The organism is Gilvimarinus xylanilyticus (genome assembly GCF_024195295.1).
Lineage (GTDB): Bacteria > Pseudomonadota > Gammaproteobacteria > Pseudomonadales > Cellvibrionaceae > Gilvimarinus > Gilvimarinus xylanilyticus.
On record NZ_JAMFTH010000001.1, the window covers coordinates 463058 to 480347 of the forward strand.

11 protein-coding genes are annotated in these 17290 nt (G+C 47.9%); 10 read left to right on the forward strand and 1 reads right to left on the reverse strand.

The window, feature by feature from the left end; genetic code table 11:
- Window positions 1-490: 490 nt before the first annotated feature.
- The 10 genes from M6D89_RS02005 to M6D89_RS02050 all read left to right on the forward strand — a co-directional run bounded on the left by M6D89_RS02005 (window position 491) and on the right by M6D89_RS02050 (window position 16957).
- The gene (locus M6D89_RS02005) at window positions 491-2701 is read left to right on the forward strand and encodes a chondroitinase-B domain-containing protein (protein WP_253966359.1); all 2211 of its coding nucleotides are present in this window, start codon (window positions 491-493) and stop codon (window positions 2699-2701) included.
- A gap of 6 nt (window positions 2702-2707) precedes the next feature.
- Window positions 2708-4864, forward strand: coding sequence for an alginate lyase family protein (locus M6D89_RS02010; protein WP_253966360.1), 2157 nt, complete (start codon window positions 2708-2710; stop codon window positions 4862-4864).
- Window positions 4865-4931: 67 nt separating this feature from the next.
- Window positions 4932-5279, forward strand: coding sequence for a cupin domain-containing protein (locus M6D89_RS02015; RefSeq protein WP_253966361.1), 348 nt, complete (start codon window positions 4932-4934; stop codon window positions 5277-5279).
- Between the two features lie 63 nt (window positions 5280-5342).
- Window positions 5343-6095 carry an SDR family NAD(P)-dependent oxidoreductase gene (locus M6D89_RS02020; protein ID WP_253966362.1) on the forward strand — a complete coding sequence of 251 codons (753 nt, stop codon included), beginning with the start codon at window positions 5343-5345 and terminating at the stop codon, window positions 6093-6095.
- Window positions 6096-6156: 61 nt separating this feature from the next.
- Window positions 6157-7086 carry a sugar kinase gene (locus M6D89_RS02025; RefSeq protein WP_253966363.1) on the forward strand — a complete coding sequence of 310 codons (930 nt, stop codon included), beginning with the start codon at window positions 6157-6159 and terminating at the stop codon, window positions 7084-7086.
- Between the two features lie 42 nt (window positions 7087-7128).
- Window positions 7129-8202 (forward strand): class II fructose-bisphosphate aldolase, encoded by a 1074-nt coding sequence (fbaA, locus tag M6D89_RS02030; protein ID WP_253966364.1) that lies wholly within the window; start codon window positions 7129-7131, stop codon window positions 8200-8202.
- A 33-nt stretch (window positions 8203-8235) separates the two neighbouring features.
- On the forward strand, window positions 8236-9885 hold the full coding sequence (locus tag M6D89_RS02035) for a fructose-bisphosphatase class III (protein ID WP_253966365.1): 1650 nt from the start codon (window positions 8236-8238) through the stop codon (window positions 9883-9885).
- A gap of 30 nt (window positions 9886-9915) precedes the next feature.
- On the forward strand, window positions 9916-11013 hold the full coding sequence (locus M6D89_RS02040; RefSeq protein ID WP_253966366.1) for a polysaccharide lyase family 7 protein: 1098 nt from the start codon (window positions 9916-9918) through the stop codon (window positions 11011-11013).
- Between the two features lie 730 nt (window positions 11014-11743).
- Entirely contained in the window at window positions 11744-13543 is a 1800-nt protein-coding gene (locus tag M6D89_RS02045; RefSeq protein WP_253966367.1) for a VCBS domain-containing protein, read from the forward strand.
- Between the two features lie 456 nt (window positions 13544-13999).
- The gene (locus M6D89_RS02050; protein WP_253966368.1) at window positions 14000-16957 is read left to right on the forward strand and encodes a TonB-dependent receptor; all 2958 of its coding nucleotides are present in this window, start codon (window positions 14000-14002) and stop codon (window positions 16955-16957) included.
- A 199-nt stretch (window positions 16958-17156) separates the two neighbouring features.
- Here the strand turns inward: M6D89_RS02050 and M6D89_RS17260 are convergent, their stop codons facing one another.
- A complete protein-coding gene (locus M6D89_RS17260; protein WP_256504411.1) occupies window positions 17157-17279 on the reverse strand; it encodes a hypothetical protein in 123 nt (40 codons plus the stop codon).
- Between the last annotated feature and the right edge of the window lie 11 nt (window positions 17280-17290).

Genomic DNA, 17290 nt, shown 5'->3' on the forward strand with positions numbered 1-17290 from the left:
TTGACCTGTACTCTAACATGATTTTTAATAATTGGTAATACATATTGGTCAACTTTGTGGCTTGAATCGATTCATTATTAGTGGATTGAGTCAATGAGTTCATGTGTCAGCGCATTAAAATGACAAAAACGGCGTTTGTAGCGATGTTGTTGAGCGATTTAATCGTTTAAATAGCCGTCTCTCGGGGACAAGAGGGCAGATTTTATGGTTTGGTAGGTGTATTGGTAATAATAAGTGGTTGACATGATTGTTGGGCGGTTGGTAGTCTCTTAACCAGATTGGTCGACTGAGTCGGTGACGGTTGCTTCTCGTTTTGGCAGGAGATGGCGCGCCGGACATCCCCGCTTCGTCGCCGAAGCCAAGCAAGCTCGAGCACTGGTCCCTGTCAGAAATTGGCGATGCGCTGTTTCTGGCATGTGGCTCTCCTTGGGTCGGGCCTTCTTTTAGGAGGCCCGGCCGCTTTTTTAAGTGAAAGTGTGGTGTGTTTAATATGAATAATAAGTCTCCATTGCGTTCTAGTCTTTTCGTTCTCGCCCTGTTTCCTGCACTGTGTGCGGCTAAAGATTACTCTGTTTCCGATTTTTCCGAATACCAAAACGCTGTCGATCAGCTAGAGCCTGGCGATCGGGTTTTATTACAAGATGGCGTGTGGAGCGATGTTGAATTCGTTTTCTCTGCTAGGGGCACCGCCGAGGAGCCTATTACCTTAGCGGCAGAAAACCCTGGAAAAGCGATCATAAGCGGTCGCTCCAACTTAAAGCTTGCCGGTGAGCATTTGGTGGTTCGCGGATTGGTGTTTAAGAACGGTTACACCCCGTCTGACACTGTTATTTCCTTTCGCACCGCAAAGCCGAAGAGCGAGGAAGACTACTCGACGATTGCGATGAATACTCGGTTGACTGAAGTTGTTATTGATGATTTTAGCAACCCCGATCGGTATGAGACTGATTATTGGGTAAGTGTTTATGGCAAGAACAATCGTATTGACCATAACCATTTCAGCTTTAAGCGCAATAAAGGCGTAACCATGGCAGTGCGGCTTGATACCGAGCACAGTCGAGAAAATAACCATGTGATCGAATACAACTATTTTGGTCCGCGCCCGGTATTGGGGTCGAATGGCGGTGAGACTCTGCGTATTGGTACCAGTCATTTCTCTCTAAGCGACTCGCTCACAACCGTTGCACACAACTATTTTGAGCACTGCGATGGTGAAGTGGAAATTATATCCAATAAGTCGGGGAATAATGTCTTGAAAAATAATGTGTTTTTCGAGTCGCGCGGCACCCTAACGTTACGCCACGGCAATGGAAACTTAGTAGAAGGTAATGCGTTCATTGGTAATGGGGTTGATCATACAGGCGGCATTCGTGTGATTAACGCCGATCAAATCGTAAGAAATAACTATATGTCTGGGCTTACAGGATCACGCTTTGGTGGTGGGTTGGTGGTTATGAACGGGGTGCCGAATTCGCCCATCAATCGCTACCATCAAGTCGATAATGCGCTTATAACAGGCAATACTTTGGTTAACGTCGACAGAATTATCTTCGGTGCCGGTAGCGACGAAGAGCGAAGCGCTGCTCCTTCTAATAGCCGTTTTGAGAACAACACCATCGTTAATGACTCAGGCGAGTCACCCTTTGAGCTTCATGACAGTGTAAAAGGGATAGAATTTGATGGGAACAAAGCGAATTTTTCAGTCGCTAAAGAACTGAAGGAAGGGTTTACCAAAGTCGATAACTTGGATGTTTCTGTACCCGAGCTGCCCGTTGAGAAAGATGAAGTCGGCGTTTCCTGGTACCCCAAATATGAAAAAACTGACCGCTTTAGTCGCAAAAATAGCGTTAAGGTCGCGCCAGGCGCGGATACGGTTTTGGACGTTTACAGTGGTCTTGAGGACGCTGCCGAGCTAGTGCTTGATGAGGGGCACTATCATTTCTCCAAAACATTGATTCTAGATAAGCCGCTGGTTATCAAGGGTGCGGGAAAGGGGAAAACGACGTTAACGTTTGCTCGTAAATCCTTGGTGGATCTTATGAATGGAAGTTCGCTTCGCCTTCAAGATCTGACGGTCAGCGGTGCACGCGCACCGGATGATAAGGCCAATGCCGTGATTCGTTCAGACAGCTCACCTATGACCAAAAACTTTCAGTTAGAACTTTTAGGTGTTGAAGTACAAGATCTAGATATCAATAAGGACTTTGACGTCATTAAGCTTCGCAAGAGCACCTTTGCTGATGAGGTTCTGATTAAAGATTCAAGCTTTAATAATATTAAAGGATCTGTACTTAAACTGGACTCGGAAAAAGACGATTATGGTATGTATAACGCCGAATACATTACCGTTAAAAACTCTACAGTGAGTAATGCCACTGGCGGTTTGATGACGGTGTATCGCGGCGGCACCGATGAAAGTACATTTGGTCCTCACGTGCATGTTGCCGGTGTGACTATCGAGTCCTCTCCTGCAGCGGATTCAAGCGGGCATAGCATTTTATTGCATGGTGTTCAGCGCGGTCTTATTGAGAGTAATCATTTTGTAAATAGCGCGCCTGTCTTGATTCAGCATACGGTAGGCGGGCCGGTCATTCGCATTGAATCTAATACTTACAGCAATAAACCTTTATACAAGGTCGAAAGCGTGGTGTCGGGAATGGAGTCCACCTTCAGTGCTGATAATAATAATTTTTCTGAGTAAGCGATTATGAGATTGATGCCCTTGATGACCAAAGCCTTCAGTATTCTCTTGCTGCTTTTAGGTGTGGCTTCTGCGGCGGCCGCCTCTCCCTCGTTGGTACTTAACGAAGATGATATTGGCGCCTTGCGTGAGGCGTCGGGTGGTTTGCTCGAAACCTCGTTGCAAGCCAATAAAATCGTGGCTGATGAGGCGATCGCCGCCGGAATAGTCGTTCCCTGGCCCAAAGATGCTGGTGGTGGGTATACCCATGAACAGCATAAGCGTAACTACAAGGCAATGTACGCTGCGGCTCTGCAGTATCAGATAAGCGGAGATACCCGCTACAGCCACTATGTGGCCGAGATGCTTAGTGCGTACGCGGATATGTACCCACAGTTAGATTTGCATCCCGAGAAAAAAGAGCAAACCCCGGGAAAGCTCTTTTGGCAGAGTCTTAATGAGGCTGTGTGGTTGGTTTACACCAGCCAAGCTTACGATATGGTGGCAGAGACCTTTAGCGATGAGCTAAGGGATCGGTTAAAAAATAATCTCCTCTTTCCGGTGGCCGACTACTTATCGAAAGGCCAGCCTCAGACCTTTGATAAAATTCATAACCACGGTACTTGGGCTGTTGCCGCCGTTGGTATGGTGGGCTACGCGACAGGTCGAGACGATTATGTGGAGCAGGCTCTTAAAGGCTTGGATAGGCGCGGAAACTCTGGCTTTTATAAACAGCTGGACGAATTGTTTTCGCCCGATGGTTATTACACCGAAGGGCCCTATTACCAGCGCTATGCGCTTATGCCGTTCGTATGGTTTGCCAAAGCTATTGAAACGAATGAACCGGATAAAGCCATTTTCAAGTATCGCGACGGTATTTTGCTTAAAGCCATCTACACCACGTTAGAGCTGAGCTACAACGGTTTATTCTTACCCATTAATGATGCCATTAAAGACAAAGGTATTAAGACCGAAGAGTTGGTTCAGGCACTTGCCATTGCTTACGATATTACTGCGGACAAATCCCTGAGCGATATTGCTCGTCAGCAAGAGAGGGTAAGCTTAAGTGCAGGCGGAGTAGCGCTTTCGAAAATCATTGCCGAGGGGGAGGTGGTTCCCTATAACTACCCGTCAAAAGTCTATCGCGATGGTGCCGATGGCGAACAGGGAGCATTGACGCTATTGCGTTCGGGAGATAATGAATCCGGAACCTTGGTGGTGGCGAAGAATACCAGTCAAGGAATGGGGCACGGCCACTATGACCGTCTTAGCTGGCAATTCTATGATGATGGCCACGAAGTGGTCACCGATTATGGTGCTGCTCGTTATCTTAATGTCGAGGCAAAATACGGCGGTCATTATTTAACCGAGAACAAGACCTGGGCCAAGCAAACAGTTGCTCACAATACTTTGGTGGTCGACAAGGCCAGTCAGTTTGATACGGATCTAGATAAGGCCAATAAGAATCCTGCCGAACAGGTGGCTTTCATTCAAGATAATGTGGCTGATATTAGTATAGGCCGTATCAATACCGCTTATGAAGGCGTTCAACTTACTCGCATCCAGGCATTGGTTAAGCCGAAGTCGATAGAGCCGTTTGTTATCGATGTGGTGAGTATCGAATCTGACACGCAGCATTTATATGACTTGCCACTGCATTTTAATGGACAAGTTATAGATCATAACCTAGAAAATTCCGAGTCTTTCAATATTTGGAAGCCTTTGGGAAAGAGTAATGGGTATCAACATATGCTGCTGCGCAGTGAAGGCAATAGCGCAACAACCAATAACCGTCTCACATGGTTAATGGGTGACCGGTTTTACTCTTATACCTATGGTTACCAGGCCGAAAGTGCAAAACAGGCGAACACCTTGTTCTTCCAGTTGGGGGCGAACGACCCTAATCATAACCTGCGTAGGGATCAAGGGGTGGTTAGACGCCTTAAAGCCGATAGCGCTGTTATGTACGCGGTGCTTGAACCCCATGGTGAATACAATGGCACCGCCGAGTATGTACGAAACTCTTATAGCCGGGTTAATTCCTTAGATTATAAACCTACAAAAACAGGCGCTGAGTTAACTGTAGATATGGGGCAGGGGCTAACCTACACTCTAATTTTAACTAAAGGTGACGAAAATTCGTCTCTGGTTAAAGCAAAAGTTATCGAATTATCAGAAAACTGATACTTATTAATATTGACAGGGATGCATCATAAGTTTCCTTTATCCGTGATTGTTATAGGTGAAGATTATGTTAATTGAATCTAGCAAGTTTATTGAGATGGATACCATCGAAGAAGAAGATGTAGCCCCCGGCGTAAAGCGTCGCATTATGGGTTATAACGAACAAATTATGGTGGTTCGCGTAACTTTTGAAGAGGGAAGTGAGGGTTATGTGCATAGCCATTTTCACTCTCAGGTCGCTTATGTCGAGCGCGGTAAGTTTGAGGTTATGATCGACGGCGAGAAGAAAATCCTTAAAGGTGGTGACTGTTTTTACGTTCCGCCTAATGAAGAGCACGGCGCTGTTTGCCTTGAAGCGGGGATTTTGATTGATATTTTCAGTCCTATTCGAGCCGATATGGTCGGTGGAAAATAAGCAAGTCTCTCGTTAATCGGCATTTTGTAGAAAATGCATGCTAAATCCTTAGGTGGGTGTTTTATGAAACTAAATAATCGTGTTTGTGTTATTACCGGCGGGGGACGTGATATTGGCCGTTCAATTTCACTGAAACTTGCCAAAGAAGGAGCCAAACTGGTTATTAACTATTATGGTAGCCGGGAAGAGGCTGAAAAGACCCTGGCCGATGTTAAAGAGCTGGGCGCAGAGGCGATTTTGGTTCAAGGGGACATGGGTAAACCCGAAGAGGTACAGTCACTTATCAACAAAACCCAAGAAGCTTATGGGGAAAAGATTGACATTCTAGTCAATGTTGCGGGTGGTTTGGTAGAGCGAAAAACCATTGATGAGATGGACCCGGACTTTTTTGATTTTGTGGTTCGCTTAAATCTCACCAGCACCTTTCTTCTGACTAAATATGTTACCCCTCATATGGAGAAGGGCGGTGCCATTATTAACTTCTCCTCCCAGGCCGGTCGCGATGGCGGTGGCCCTGGCGCCTCGGCTTATGCTACTGCAAAAGGCGCGGTAATGACCTTTACCCGTTCCATGGCTAAGGAACTCGGACCGAAAGGTATACGAGTTAATTCTCTATGTCCGGGAATGATCAGTACGACCTTTCACGATACCTTCACCAAGGATGAAGCGCGTAAAAACGTTGCGGGGGCCACGCCTTTACGTCGCGAAGGTTCACCCGATGAAGTGGCCGATGTGGTGGCTTATCTTGCATCCGATGAAGCATCTTTCCTGACCGGTTTGAATATGGATGTTAATGGCGGTTTGCTGTTTTCTTAAATTATAGATAAGCAAGGCCTGCATTCCATGGCAGGCCTATTCTCTACAATAGAGGTATTTTGTGAAGATTGCAGCGATTGGGGAATGCATGCTGGAGATGTCCAGCGGTAGCTTGTCCGCTGACCTTTCCAAGGTTCCAGCGGTTATTGGATACGGGGGTGATACCCTCAATACCGCCGTCTATTTGGCAAGACTGGGTTCACAGTCGAGTTTTGTAACCGCTATGGGTGACGATCCGGCCAGTGAGTGGATGATGGCCCAGTGGAAGTCTAACGGCGTAGAGACCTCTTTAGTACGTAAAGATGAAGAGAAGCGTCCCGGGGTGTATCACATAAGCAACGATGAATCGGGCGAGCGCCATTTTATTTACTGGCGCAATGACTCGGCAGCAAAATATATTGTCGATAGCGATGCTAAGCGAGAGGCGCTTCAATCAGACCTTTCAGGGTTTGATTTTATTTACCTATCCGGTATTAGTCTTGCGATTATTGATGCGGATTCCCAGAATCGATTGTTTGAGATGTTACAAGCTCTGCAATCTGCGGGTAAGAAAATAGTTTTTGACGGTAATTATCGTCCTGTTCTATGGGAAAGCACTGATCTGGCTCAAAAGGCGTTCAGTAGGGCTTACGCCATCAGCGACATAGCCCTTCCCACCATAGATGATGAATCTCGATTATTTGGCGAATCCGATAAAGATGTCGTGCTTGATAGAATTCGGCAGTGCGGTGCCCGTGAAATTGTATTAAAAATGGGGGCTGAAGGTTGCTGTGTTGACGACGGCGTAACCCGTGCAATGGTGACCGGTCGCCGAGTAGAAGTGGTTGATACCACATCGGCGGGAGACTCGTTTAACGCTGCCTACTTGCATTATCGCTCGCAAGGGGAGAGCTTCGAGGTGTCTGCGCAGAAGGGGCATCTACTGGCCTCAACGGTAATCCAGTACAAAGGCGCCATTATCTCTGAAAGCGATATGCCCAGCTTTCAGTAGGCGCAGATACGAATTCTTCTCAACATTAAAAGAGAGTTATCCATGATTAATAAACTGACCCTGCCTGAAAATGTGATTCTGGGAGAGGCTGTTTCTAAGACCTTCACTTATGCAAAGTCTCAGCGCATGGCATTGCCAGCGGTAAATATTACCAGCTCTAGTACGGCTAATAGCGTAATGTCTGTGGCTGCCGAGTTGAGTGCGCCCATCATTATTCAGTTATCCCACGGTGGCGCTGCTTTCTACGGTGGTAAATCAGTGTCTAACTCGAATCACCAGGGGTCTATCAAAGGTGCGGTTTCTGCGGCTTTGCATGTCCACGCAATGGCACCTACCTATGGCGCCCATGTCATGCTGCATACCGATCACGCGGCACGTAAATTATTGCCTTGGATTGATGGGCTACTTGATGCGGGTGAAGAGTATTATCGTCAGCACGGCAAGCCGCTCTTTTCTTCGCATATGATCGATCTTTCTGAAGAGCCCATAGAAGATAACATCGAAACCTGCTGCGAGTACCTTAAACGTATGAGCGCAATGGGTATGACGCTTGAGATAGAACTGGGTGTGACCGGGGGCGAAGAAGACGGTGTTGATAATACCGATGTAGATTCTTCACGTTTGTACACTCAACCTTCGGAAGTTGCCTACGCTTATGAAAAACTGAGTAAAATTAGTGATAAGTTCACCATCGCAGCGGCATTTGGTAACGTTCATGGTGTCTATTCGCCCGGTAATGTCACCCTGCGTCCAGAGATTTTGCGAAACTCTCAAGATCACTTAAGTGAGAAATTTGGTTTGAGCCACAACCCTGTCGATTTTGTTTTTCACGGTGGTTCGGGCTCGTCCGCAGAGGACATCGCCCAGGGAATCGATTATGGGGTGATTAAAGTCAATGTGGATACCGACTTGCAGTGGGCTTATTGGAACGGTGTGCGCGAGTTTTACGAAGATCGCAAAGGCTATTTACAGGGACAGATCGGTAACCCTGAAGGCGCTGATGTACCCAACAAGAAGTTCTACGATCCTCGTGTCTGGTTGCGTAAAGCCGAAGAGGGCTTTTCTTCGAAACTGACAGACATTTGCCGTCAACTTAATTGCGAAAGCGCTTTTTAACGTTGCGCCTGATATTTGGTGAGCGATTGATTGATGTCTACACAGCCCTACAAAGTTTTTATATCAGATTTGCACGGTCAGGGAGACGTCTTCGATTCACTGGAGAAGCAGAGATTTGGCGTTGTTGAAACGCTTTTAATTGATTATCTAAACGAGTATCCCCAGGCTCCACGCGAAGCTTTGCGGCACTATCTTTTGGGAGAGAGTTTGGCACGATCCGGGAGTTTCGATCACTTCCAGAACCTCATTGCCATGATGGAGATCTTGCTTAAATTTAAGCAAGATCGTCGCTTTTGGCCAGTCGGGGTGGAGACCTTTTCCAGTTGCAGCTGGTTTTTGAATGTTCTGGATGAGTTTGCCATTACCGGTGTTTTGGATGACCAGCGCCGCGAGGCTATTGCCTTACTGGACGACCAAGATCGAGAGCAGTTGTGTCGGTACATTGCTAAAGCTGTGCTCGCCCTTGTGAGTTACCGCCTGCATGTGGTTGGGGATATTTTCGACCGTGGTCCCGATGCGGCTCATATTCTCGACCGCCTGGAGCAGTTGCCACGAGTCAACGTTCAGTGGGGAAATCACGATGTATTGTGGATGGGGGCCGCCTCGGGGTCACTTGAATGTATTGCCACAGTGATACGGCTGTGCCTAAAGTATGGCCATACGGAAACACTGACACAAGATTACGACATTAGCCTCGATAAGCTTGCCGATTTCGCGTCGAAAGCCTATGGCTGCGACTCTTGCGCAAACTTTTCCACGCCCTTGAGCGACTCTACAGGTCGACCTTGGTCAGCTATGCACAAAGCTATAGCGATTATTCAGTTCAAGTTGGAAGAGCAGATCATTGAGCGAAATACTAACTTCGCCATGGAGGCCAGAGCCATGCTTAGAAAGGTGGACTACGCCAGGGGCGTGGTTGCCTTAGATAACGCAGAAGTAAGCCTTACGGATACCGCTTTTCCCACGGTTAATCCAAACTCTACATCTTCCTTAACGGATGAGGAGTGGCGGATTGTCGAAGATCTCAAATTACAGTTTGTTCAGTCCGAAAGGCTGCATCAGCATATTAACTTTCTTTTCGCCAACGGCAGTCTACTGGGGGCCGACGAGCAATACACAATGTATCATGGCTGTCTTCCTGTTACCGAAGATCTCCAGTTGGCCGCGTTTAGGGTCAATGACAGGGCTTTGGAGGGAAGGGCACTATTTGATGCCTTCGAGCTGCAACTGCGTAAAGCCTATTCTCGACGTAAAAGTACAAGTTGTCAGTATCTTTCGGATATTGCCTGGTATCTGTGGTGTGGCCCTCAATCTCCTTTGTTCGGGCGCCAGAAAATGACAACGTTTGAACGCTATTTTGTCGCCGATAAGAAATACCACCGCGAGGGTAATAATCCATACTTTTCGGCCCGCAATAGCTTGAGCTTTGTGGGCAAGGTGGCTCGCGAGCTACGTGGTGATGGGAACAGTATTTTGGTCAATGGCCATGTCCCGGTAAAGCTTAAAGACGGAGAATCCCCCCGTTATGCTGACGGACGGTTAATCTGCATAGACGGTGGGTTTTCCAAAGCCTATCGATCTAAAACGGGCGCTGCCGGTATGGTCCTGGTGGCAAACGAGTGTCGAAACTACCTGTTTTCTATTCAGCAAGACAATTCCGGGTTTCGTTTTCACGCAATTTAAACCAACTACTCTCATTTGTAGGAGAAAAATATGATAATAAATCGCAAAACATCAGTGCGTCGATTAACCCTTGCCGCTGTGGCAATGGTGTCTTCAGTGACTCTTCTCACCGCGTGTGAAGGTACCGCTCAGACTAAAAAGCCGGCCTTTACCCCAGAGGATTTAGCGGGAAAGAAAATTCCGGGAACAGTAATGGATTTTTCCCATTGGAAAATCACACTGCCTATGGACAGTAATCGTGACGGTAAGATTGATGAGGTGGGACCCCCGCAAATAAGCCGTTTGCTTGAGCCGAGATTTTTTTACGCAAACGAGAACAATCAAGTGGTATTTGCAGCGCCTAATAAGGCGATTACCACCGCCAATTCCACCAATACCCGAAGCGAACTTCGGCAAATGGTAGACCCGAAAGGATCTAAAACCAAAGCACCGGGTAACAATTTTTCACTGGCGGCACACCCCAAAGCATCGCGTTATGGCTCTATAGGTGGTGAGTTATCGGCAACATTGGCGGTTAACCATGTGGCGGTTGAAGCGAAGAATCCCGACAAAAAGCCCGCATTCTCAGTCGTGGTGGGGCAAATTCATGCCGGTAAAGACAGTAAAATGGCCAGCGGTTTTGGGTACGGGAATGAACCATTAAAAATTTACTACAAAAAGTGGCCCAACCACGAATACGGATCGGTTTTCTGGACTTATGAGCGTAACCTCGAGAAGGACGATCCTAACCGTACGGACATCGCTTACCCCGTATGGGGGAATTTGTGGGATTCCTCTGAAGATCCCGGTGCCGAGGGCGTTAAGTTAGATCAGGCCTTCAGTTATACGGTAGACGTTGATGGTAACGTAATGAACCTTACTTTTACCGCCGAAGGAAAACCTACGGTCGAGTATTCGGTGGACTTGTCTAACAATGTCGACCCCTTTGGCGAAGTGGACGAATTAGATAACCCGCGCGGATATTCTGGTGATTGGTTTTATTTCAAAGCCGGGGCCTATAACCAGTGCAGTAGTAAAGATCAGGACGGTATGTGGTATGCCGGATGCGCTGGAACCGGTGATTGGGCGCAGGACAAGGCAAATGGTCACTATGCTCAGGCAACTTTTTCGTCAATCGAGTTAAAATAAGCCGCGCAACCTTCCGCAAGCACGGCTGTAGGGCAGCGGTACCGTCAGGAGTCTCTTAATTCTATGACGGTACCCTGCCTGCCAGACGCTGTTTTCTCCCTAGGGGCAGGGTAAACCTTCGCCTCCCTCTCTCTAAGCTTGGCCGATTTCTTTTTACGCCTGCTGTAAGCATATGATTTTATTGCTTAAATTGTAAGGCTCTTGAAGGTTTAAATATTGGTATGCATAAAGTTCTGCAAACTGGTTGACAAAAATGTAGTCAGTTCGGTAGCCTTTACTCAACGATTGAATATCTGTCCCAGAATAATCATAAGCACGGGGGTAAAGAATTGAACCGAAACGGTGAAACCGGATTGCTGAAGCCATTGCCGTTAATAGGGGCGGCAGGGTGGATGCATGTTGGGCGTCCGCGTCTAGTTGTAGCCACTGAGTATGTGGTCCTCTCCGATGGGTTAGCGAGAATGGTTAACCGAGTTTACGGGCTTCGCTAGAAGCCCGCTTTTTCCCACATGCCCCAGTCTGTTTTTTCGTTCGGACCCGAGGGCTGGTTTGAAGTCGGAGCTTCTAGGTCGCGCAGAAAGACGACTACTAAGGTTTCAACCGATCTGCCTCAGACGGTGCTGATGTTAATTTATGGATAAGTCGAGAGGCCAGCGAGGCGCAAGAAGTTACCTAACCAATGAGTTTATTGAGTATCAAATCGTTAACTAACAATAAGGATACAGTCACTATGAAAATGAAAATATTAACGGCGTCTATTTTAGCTGCGACCCTCGTAGGGTGCGGCGGTGATGGTGATGATGTTTTTGATGTTCCGGATAATGGCGGTTCAAGCTCAAGTGCGGGACCGGTCGAAAATACTCCCGCAACCTTTAGCAGCTTAACCGGTGAGATTTCCAAGATTACCGAAGATCCGCTCCTGGGCTTGGTAACTGTAACCGACCCCGACGAGGGTGAAGCTGCTGTTACGCCTTTAACGGATGAAAGCACTGCCTATGGTACATTCTCAATTGAAGAAAGTGGCTCGTGGGAGTATGTCCTGGATACCCAAAACTCTACGGTTGCGGGTTTAGCCGGTCCAGATGATGTGGTAGTCGATAGTATTGAAATCGAATCTGTCGACGGCACCACCGCTAATTTAGAAATTACCATTACGGGCGCTGAAGAGGAGGTTGAAACCTCTCAGGTGGCCAGAATTACCGATACTATGTTCGATGACGCCGGTGAGCTGCGTTATAAGTTTGGCGAGGCCATGGAAAGCGGCAAGCTGACGGCGTCATTTATGAAGGACGCAGATGCAGTAGACGAAGAAGGTTCTGCCAAAGACGCCTACATTGGCTTATACGGTTCTTCGACCAGTACCAGTCAGGCGTTGGTTGATTTGCGCATTCAGTCAGATCAATTCGTTATTCGCGATAAAGACGATATTGAAGTCGCGATTCCCTTTACTCCCGGTGTGTGGACTGATGTTGAGATGACTTGGGACGCGTCCGAGGCGAGTGCAGAGCAAACGCCGCTCGTTACGATCACGATTAACGGTGTCAGTGTAACCACCGAGCCTTTCTCCTCGGCATCGTCTATCCCAACTACCGTGATGGACGGTGTTGAGGTTGTGATCTTCAAGTTTGGTGATGATAGTGCTGTAATCCCAGAGGCCGCTTACCACGTTGATAATGTGAAGGTTTATTCAGATCTTGAGGGAACAGATTTGGCCTTTGAGGATGATTTTGAAGGCTATGCTCCGGGGACCAAGCTTGATCCAGATGAAAATGCCGACTCTATCTACCATGGTAATAGCGCAGAAGTGGAAGTCGCATCGGTCGCCGTTAGTGGCACCACTGGCCCCGATGATGGTGGCCCCGAGTCAGGCCCGGGGGCAGCAGGCAATAAAGTCGCGCGAATGACTGACAGCATGATCGATGATGCCCCAGAGTTGCGCTACAAGCTTGAATCGCCTTTAGGTCAAGGTAAGGTTACTGCTTATTTCAATAAAGATGATAACGCGGTAACGGAAGATGGAAGCGCGAAGGATGCCTACATTGGTCTTTATGGTGGCTCTACCAGCACCAGCGATGCTATCGTCGATTTGCGTATTCAAGCCGATCAGTACGCGCTGCGCGATCAAGGCGACATTGATGTTGGCGTAGAGTACGAGCCCGGTGTTTGGAATCAGGTTGAAATGACTTGGGATGCATCGAGTGCCGATGACACTGTGACGCCAACGGTTACGGTAACCATTAATGGTCAGCCTGTTACCGTTGAGCCGTTTGTATCTGCATCTTCCTCGCCTGCAGACGTCATGGATGGGGTGCAATACGTGATCTTTAAGTTGGGCGATAACAGTTCAGTCTTGCCTGCCGCGCAATATCGCGTGGATGAGATTAAAGTTTACTCTGACTTAGAAGGTACAACCTTAGAGTACGAAGATGATTTTGAGAGCTATGACGTCGGAATCTCTTTGGATCCAGATGAGAATGAAGGTTCTGTTTATCATAGCAACTCGGCTGAAGTGGTTGTCGATGTAGAGTAAATCTCCATACATTCCATAGCCTTTTACCCGCCTTTGCTTATGCAGGGGCGGGTTTTTTATTTTTTGCTGTTATTTTTCTACAGCTTGCCCATCGTCCCTTCTTTAAGTCCTTGTCTTGATGGCTGGCGGCTCAGCTCAGTCATCGAATAGGTATGAAATTAATTGGTTAACCGCAAAGTCGTTTATGTGTGACCGTTATGGTTATTCTGAAAATATCTAATTGGGGTGATTTCGTTATCTAGCCACGGGTTTGGGTAGAAGTGTAACGCTCAATTTATGTATTTATATGTTTATAAGCTATTGAATATTAAGTGAAATTTTATTTTGTGTGTCGGCATTAAAATCGGTAATAATTAATGTATTCAAAGTGGTTGACAAAAATGTAGTGCATTGGTTAATGTTCGCTATGACAATCGAGGTTGTTCTACCAATAAACATAATTAAGGAGTACGAGAAGTGAGCGACATAAACAAAATTAATTTGCCCAAAGCGGTAGCAGCTATTAGCAGCGCTATGGTTACCGCATCAGCTTTGGCGTTCAGCCAGGGTGCTCTTGCTCAAGAGCAAGAAACATCACCTATGTTGGAAGAGGTTGTTGTAACTGGTATTCGTGCCAGCTTGCAGGCCGCTGTCGATGTGAAGCGTGACAGCGTGCAAATCTCTGACGCGATTGTGGCTGAAGATATCGGTAAGCTGCCCGACAACAATATCGCCGAAGCTCTGCAGCGCATTACCGGGGTTTCCATTGTCCGCGATTTTGGTGTTGGTACCTCTGTTTCAATTCGTGGTCTTCCTCAGAACCGTATTGAATTAAATGGCCGGTCTACCATTGGCGATGGTCGTGGTGGTGTGAGTCTGGAAGATTTTCCTTCCAGCTTCCTTAAGCAAGTAGAGGTGATCAAGTCACCCACTGCCGATATGATCGAGGGCGCTTTGGGTGGCACCGTTAGAATGGAAACCCGCAGCCCGCTGGAGCTGGATGGCCCGACCATCGCCGGCTATCTGGCCGGTGAGTACACCGACAAAACCGAAAACTGGGGTCCGATTTTTAACGCGACTGCTGGCGACAATTGGGACTTGGGCGAAGCTGGTACCATCGGTGCCGTAGCGATGTTCTCTTACCAGGATCGCGAGCTGCGTCGCGATAGTTACTTTAACCGTGTTCAAGCTTTGGCAAAGTCTGACGCGGGCGATGGTTCAAACCCTGAAGATGCCATTCCGTTTGATGCCAACACGCCCAGCGGACGCTATATCGTGCGTGATCAGAACACCGTTGAGCAGTATGTCGAAGAACGTGAGCGTACCGCCTCATTCGTATCTGTTGAGTGGGCTCCAGCCTCAGAAGATGGCCATATATTCCTCGAATACAACACCACTAGCCGTGGCGGATACCAAGGTGGTAACTCCATTCTGGACGTAGGCGGTACCCGTGAGTACGATGCCAATACCGTTCAAGATGCTAACGGCCAAGTCGATAATTACACTCTGCCGGGCGTGTTCCAGATTCCTAAAACCTGGAGTGAGTTCCGCGAGACGGATACCGAAACGATCGCTTTTGGCGCCGATTGGGATCTGACCGATAAGCTGAACGTATTTGCTGAATATGTAGATGCCTCGTCGGAAAGTTCTGCACCGGATAACGAATTCAACTTGCGTCCTGTGCGTCGCGCCGACTTTGAAGCAGACGGCAGTATTAACATGCAAACGGCCGATGCTGAATTTGACGGCACCAACGGTGGAATTCCCTCTATTGTCTACAGCGATCCTAACCTGTTGACCAACCCCAATAACTTGGCGCTGCGCGAATTCGAGGCTGAACTTAACGACACCACCAACGATGAGACTGCTTTCCGTATCGACGTTGATTATCGCGAGCCCTTCGGTATCGGCTGGATTAGCTCTGTTGAGGCGGGCTATCGCCAAACCGAGCGTGACTACTCCTTCCGTCGTGCCAAGTTTGAGCAGGCAGATGTTCACTCAGACACTTACTATCTGGATGAAAATGGCAACCCGACTGACGAGCAAGCCGTATTCTGGATTAACGATTACGAAGCAATGTTTCCCGGCAGTATCACCACGGTTAACTATGACAACTCGTTCGATCAAACCGGCTTAGCTGGGCAAAATGATCTGCTGACTTATCGTGTGTTTGATCCAATGCAGCTCCATAACATCGACGATGTGTTCTTGGATTGGCAGCAGCTCTATCAGGGTACCACGCTCGAAACTAGCGGTACTTTGAGTGACAACATGACCGACGATTTGGGGGCTTACCGGGATATCACGGAAGAAACCAGCGCTCTGTACGCCATGGCCAATTTGGACTTTGGTGCCGTTCGTGCCAATGTTGGTGTGCGCTATGTAGAGAGTGAAATTTCCTCTTCAGATGCAGACGGAGATTCCGGCTCTAACGACTATGACGATGTTCTGCCCAGCGCTAACATTACCTACAGCGTGACTGACAACACCTTGGTTCGCTTTGCGGCAGCTAAAGTAATGCGTCGTGCAGGTTTTGAGCAGCTGGCGCCTTCAGCGGGTGTGGACGATAGTTACGTAACGGCGGAGCGTGGTGCTATCGATTTGGATCCGTTCCGTGCTACCCAGTACGACCTGTCGGTAGAGCACTACTTTGGTGATACCAACATGATCTCGGCGGCCATCTTCTACAAAGATGTTTCGTCGTTCTTCACCACCTCAAGCAGCTGTGTGGCTGACTCGCGCACCCAGAGCGCTCCGCAGAACGTTACCGAGTACGGCAATGTTTGTTTGCTGAATTCAGCGGGCCAGAATAACCCAACACTTGAGTATGTAGATTCGGCCAACTTTGCCAATGAGGCCGAGGGTATCGCCTATGTGGAAGGTTTGCGAGACCAGGGTCTAACCGGTATCCGGACTTACGCTCAAGAAAATGGCGACAGTGGTTTTGTGAAAGGTCTTGAATTGGGTTACCAGCAGATCTTTGATTTCTTGCCCGGTATGCTGTCCGGTCTGGGTATGAATGCAAACTACACCTATGCCGACAGTGAAACCCCTGACGGTTCGCAAATGCTGAATATTTCTGAGCATACCATTAATACTCAGGTGTTCTGGGAGTATGAGGATGTGTCGGTTCGCTTTGCTTACAACTGGCGCGATGACTTCCTGTTCAGCGAGCAAGAAAAACGCGTCGAGAATATTGGTGCACTAGCGACTAACAGTTCTCAGGATGATCCTACCGCCGGTAATAACTACACCGAAGCGCGTGGTCAGCTGGATTTCTCGGTTAGCTACGACATTAACGACAACATCAGTCTTGTGGGTAATGCCACTAACCTGACCGGTGAAAACACCGTTTTCATTACCGAGCTGGGTAGCCCTTGGCAGTACTATGAGTCGGATCGTCGCTACAGCGTAGGTGTTCGTGCGAAGTTCTAACAACTAACCAAGTTATTACTGTCTACAGTGATAGCTGCGTTGTAAAACTTTAATAGCGGGCTTTTTCGGAGGCCCGCTATTTTTGTATAAACCATAATAAGGCCTCAAAAGCTGAACATCCGGCACGGAGTTGAGGAGATACGGCTGCAAATTTTGTAGCACAATCCTTTCGGAGTTATTCGATGTCACGTAATTATGTCTATTTTTTAGCCTTACCTTTTGCGGTGAGTTTATTCACTGCCTGCTCTGGATCTTCGGATTCATCTTCCCCGGCAATCTCTTCCCAGTTCAGTTCTTCGGTATCCTCTTTGCCAAGTTGCACAAACTCGAGTG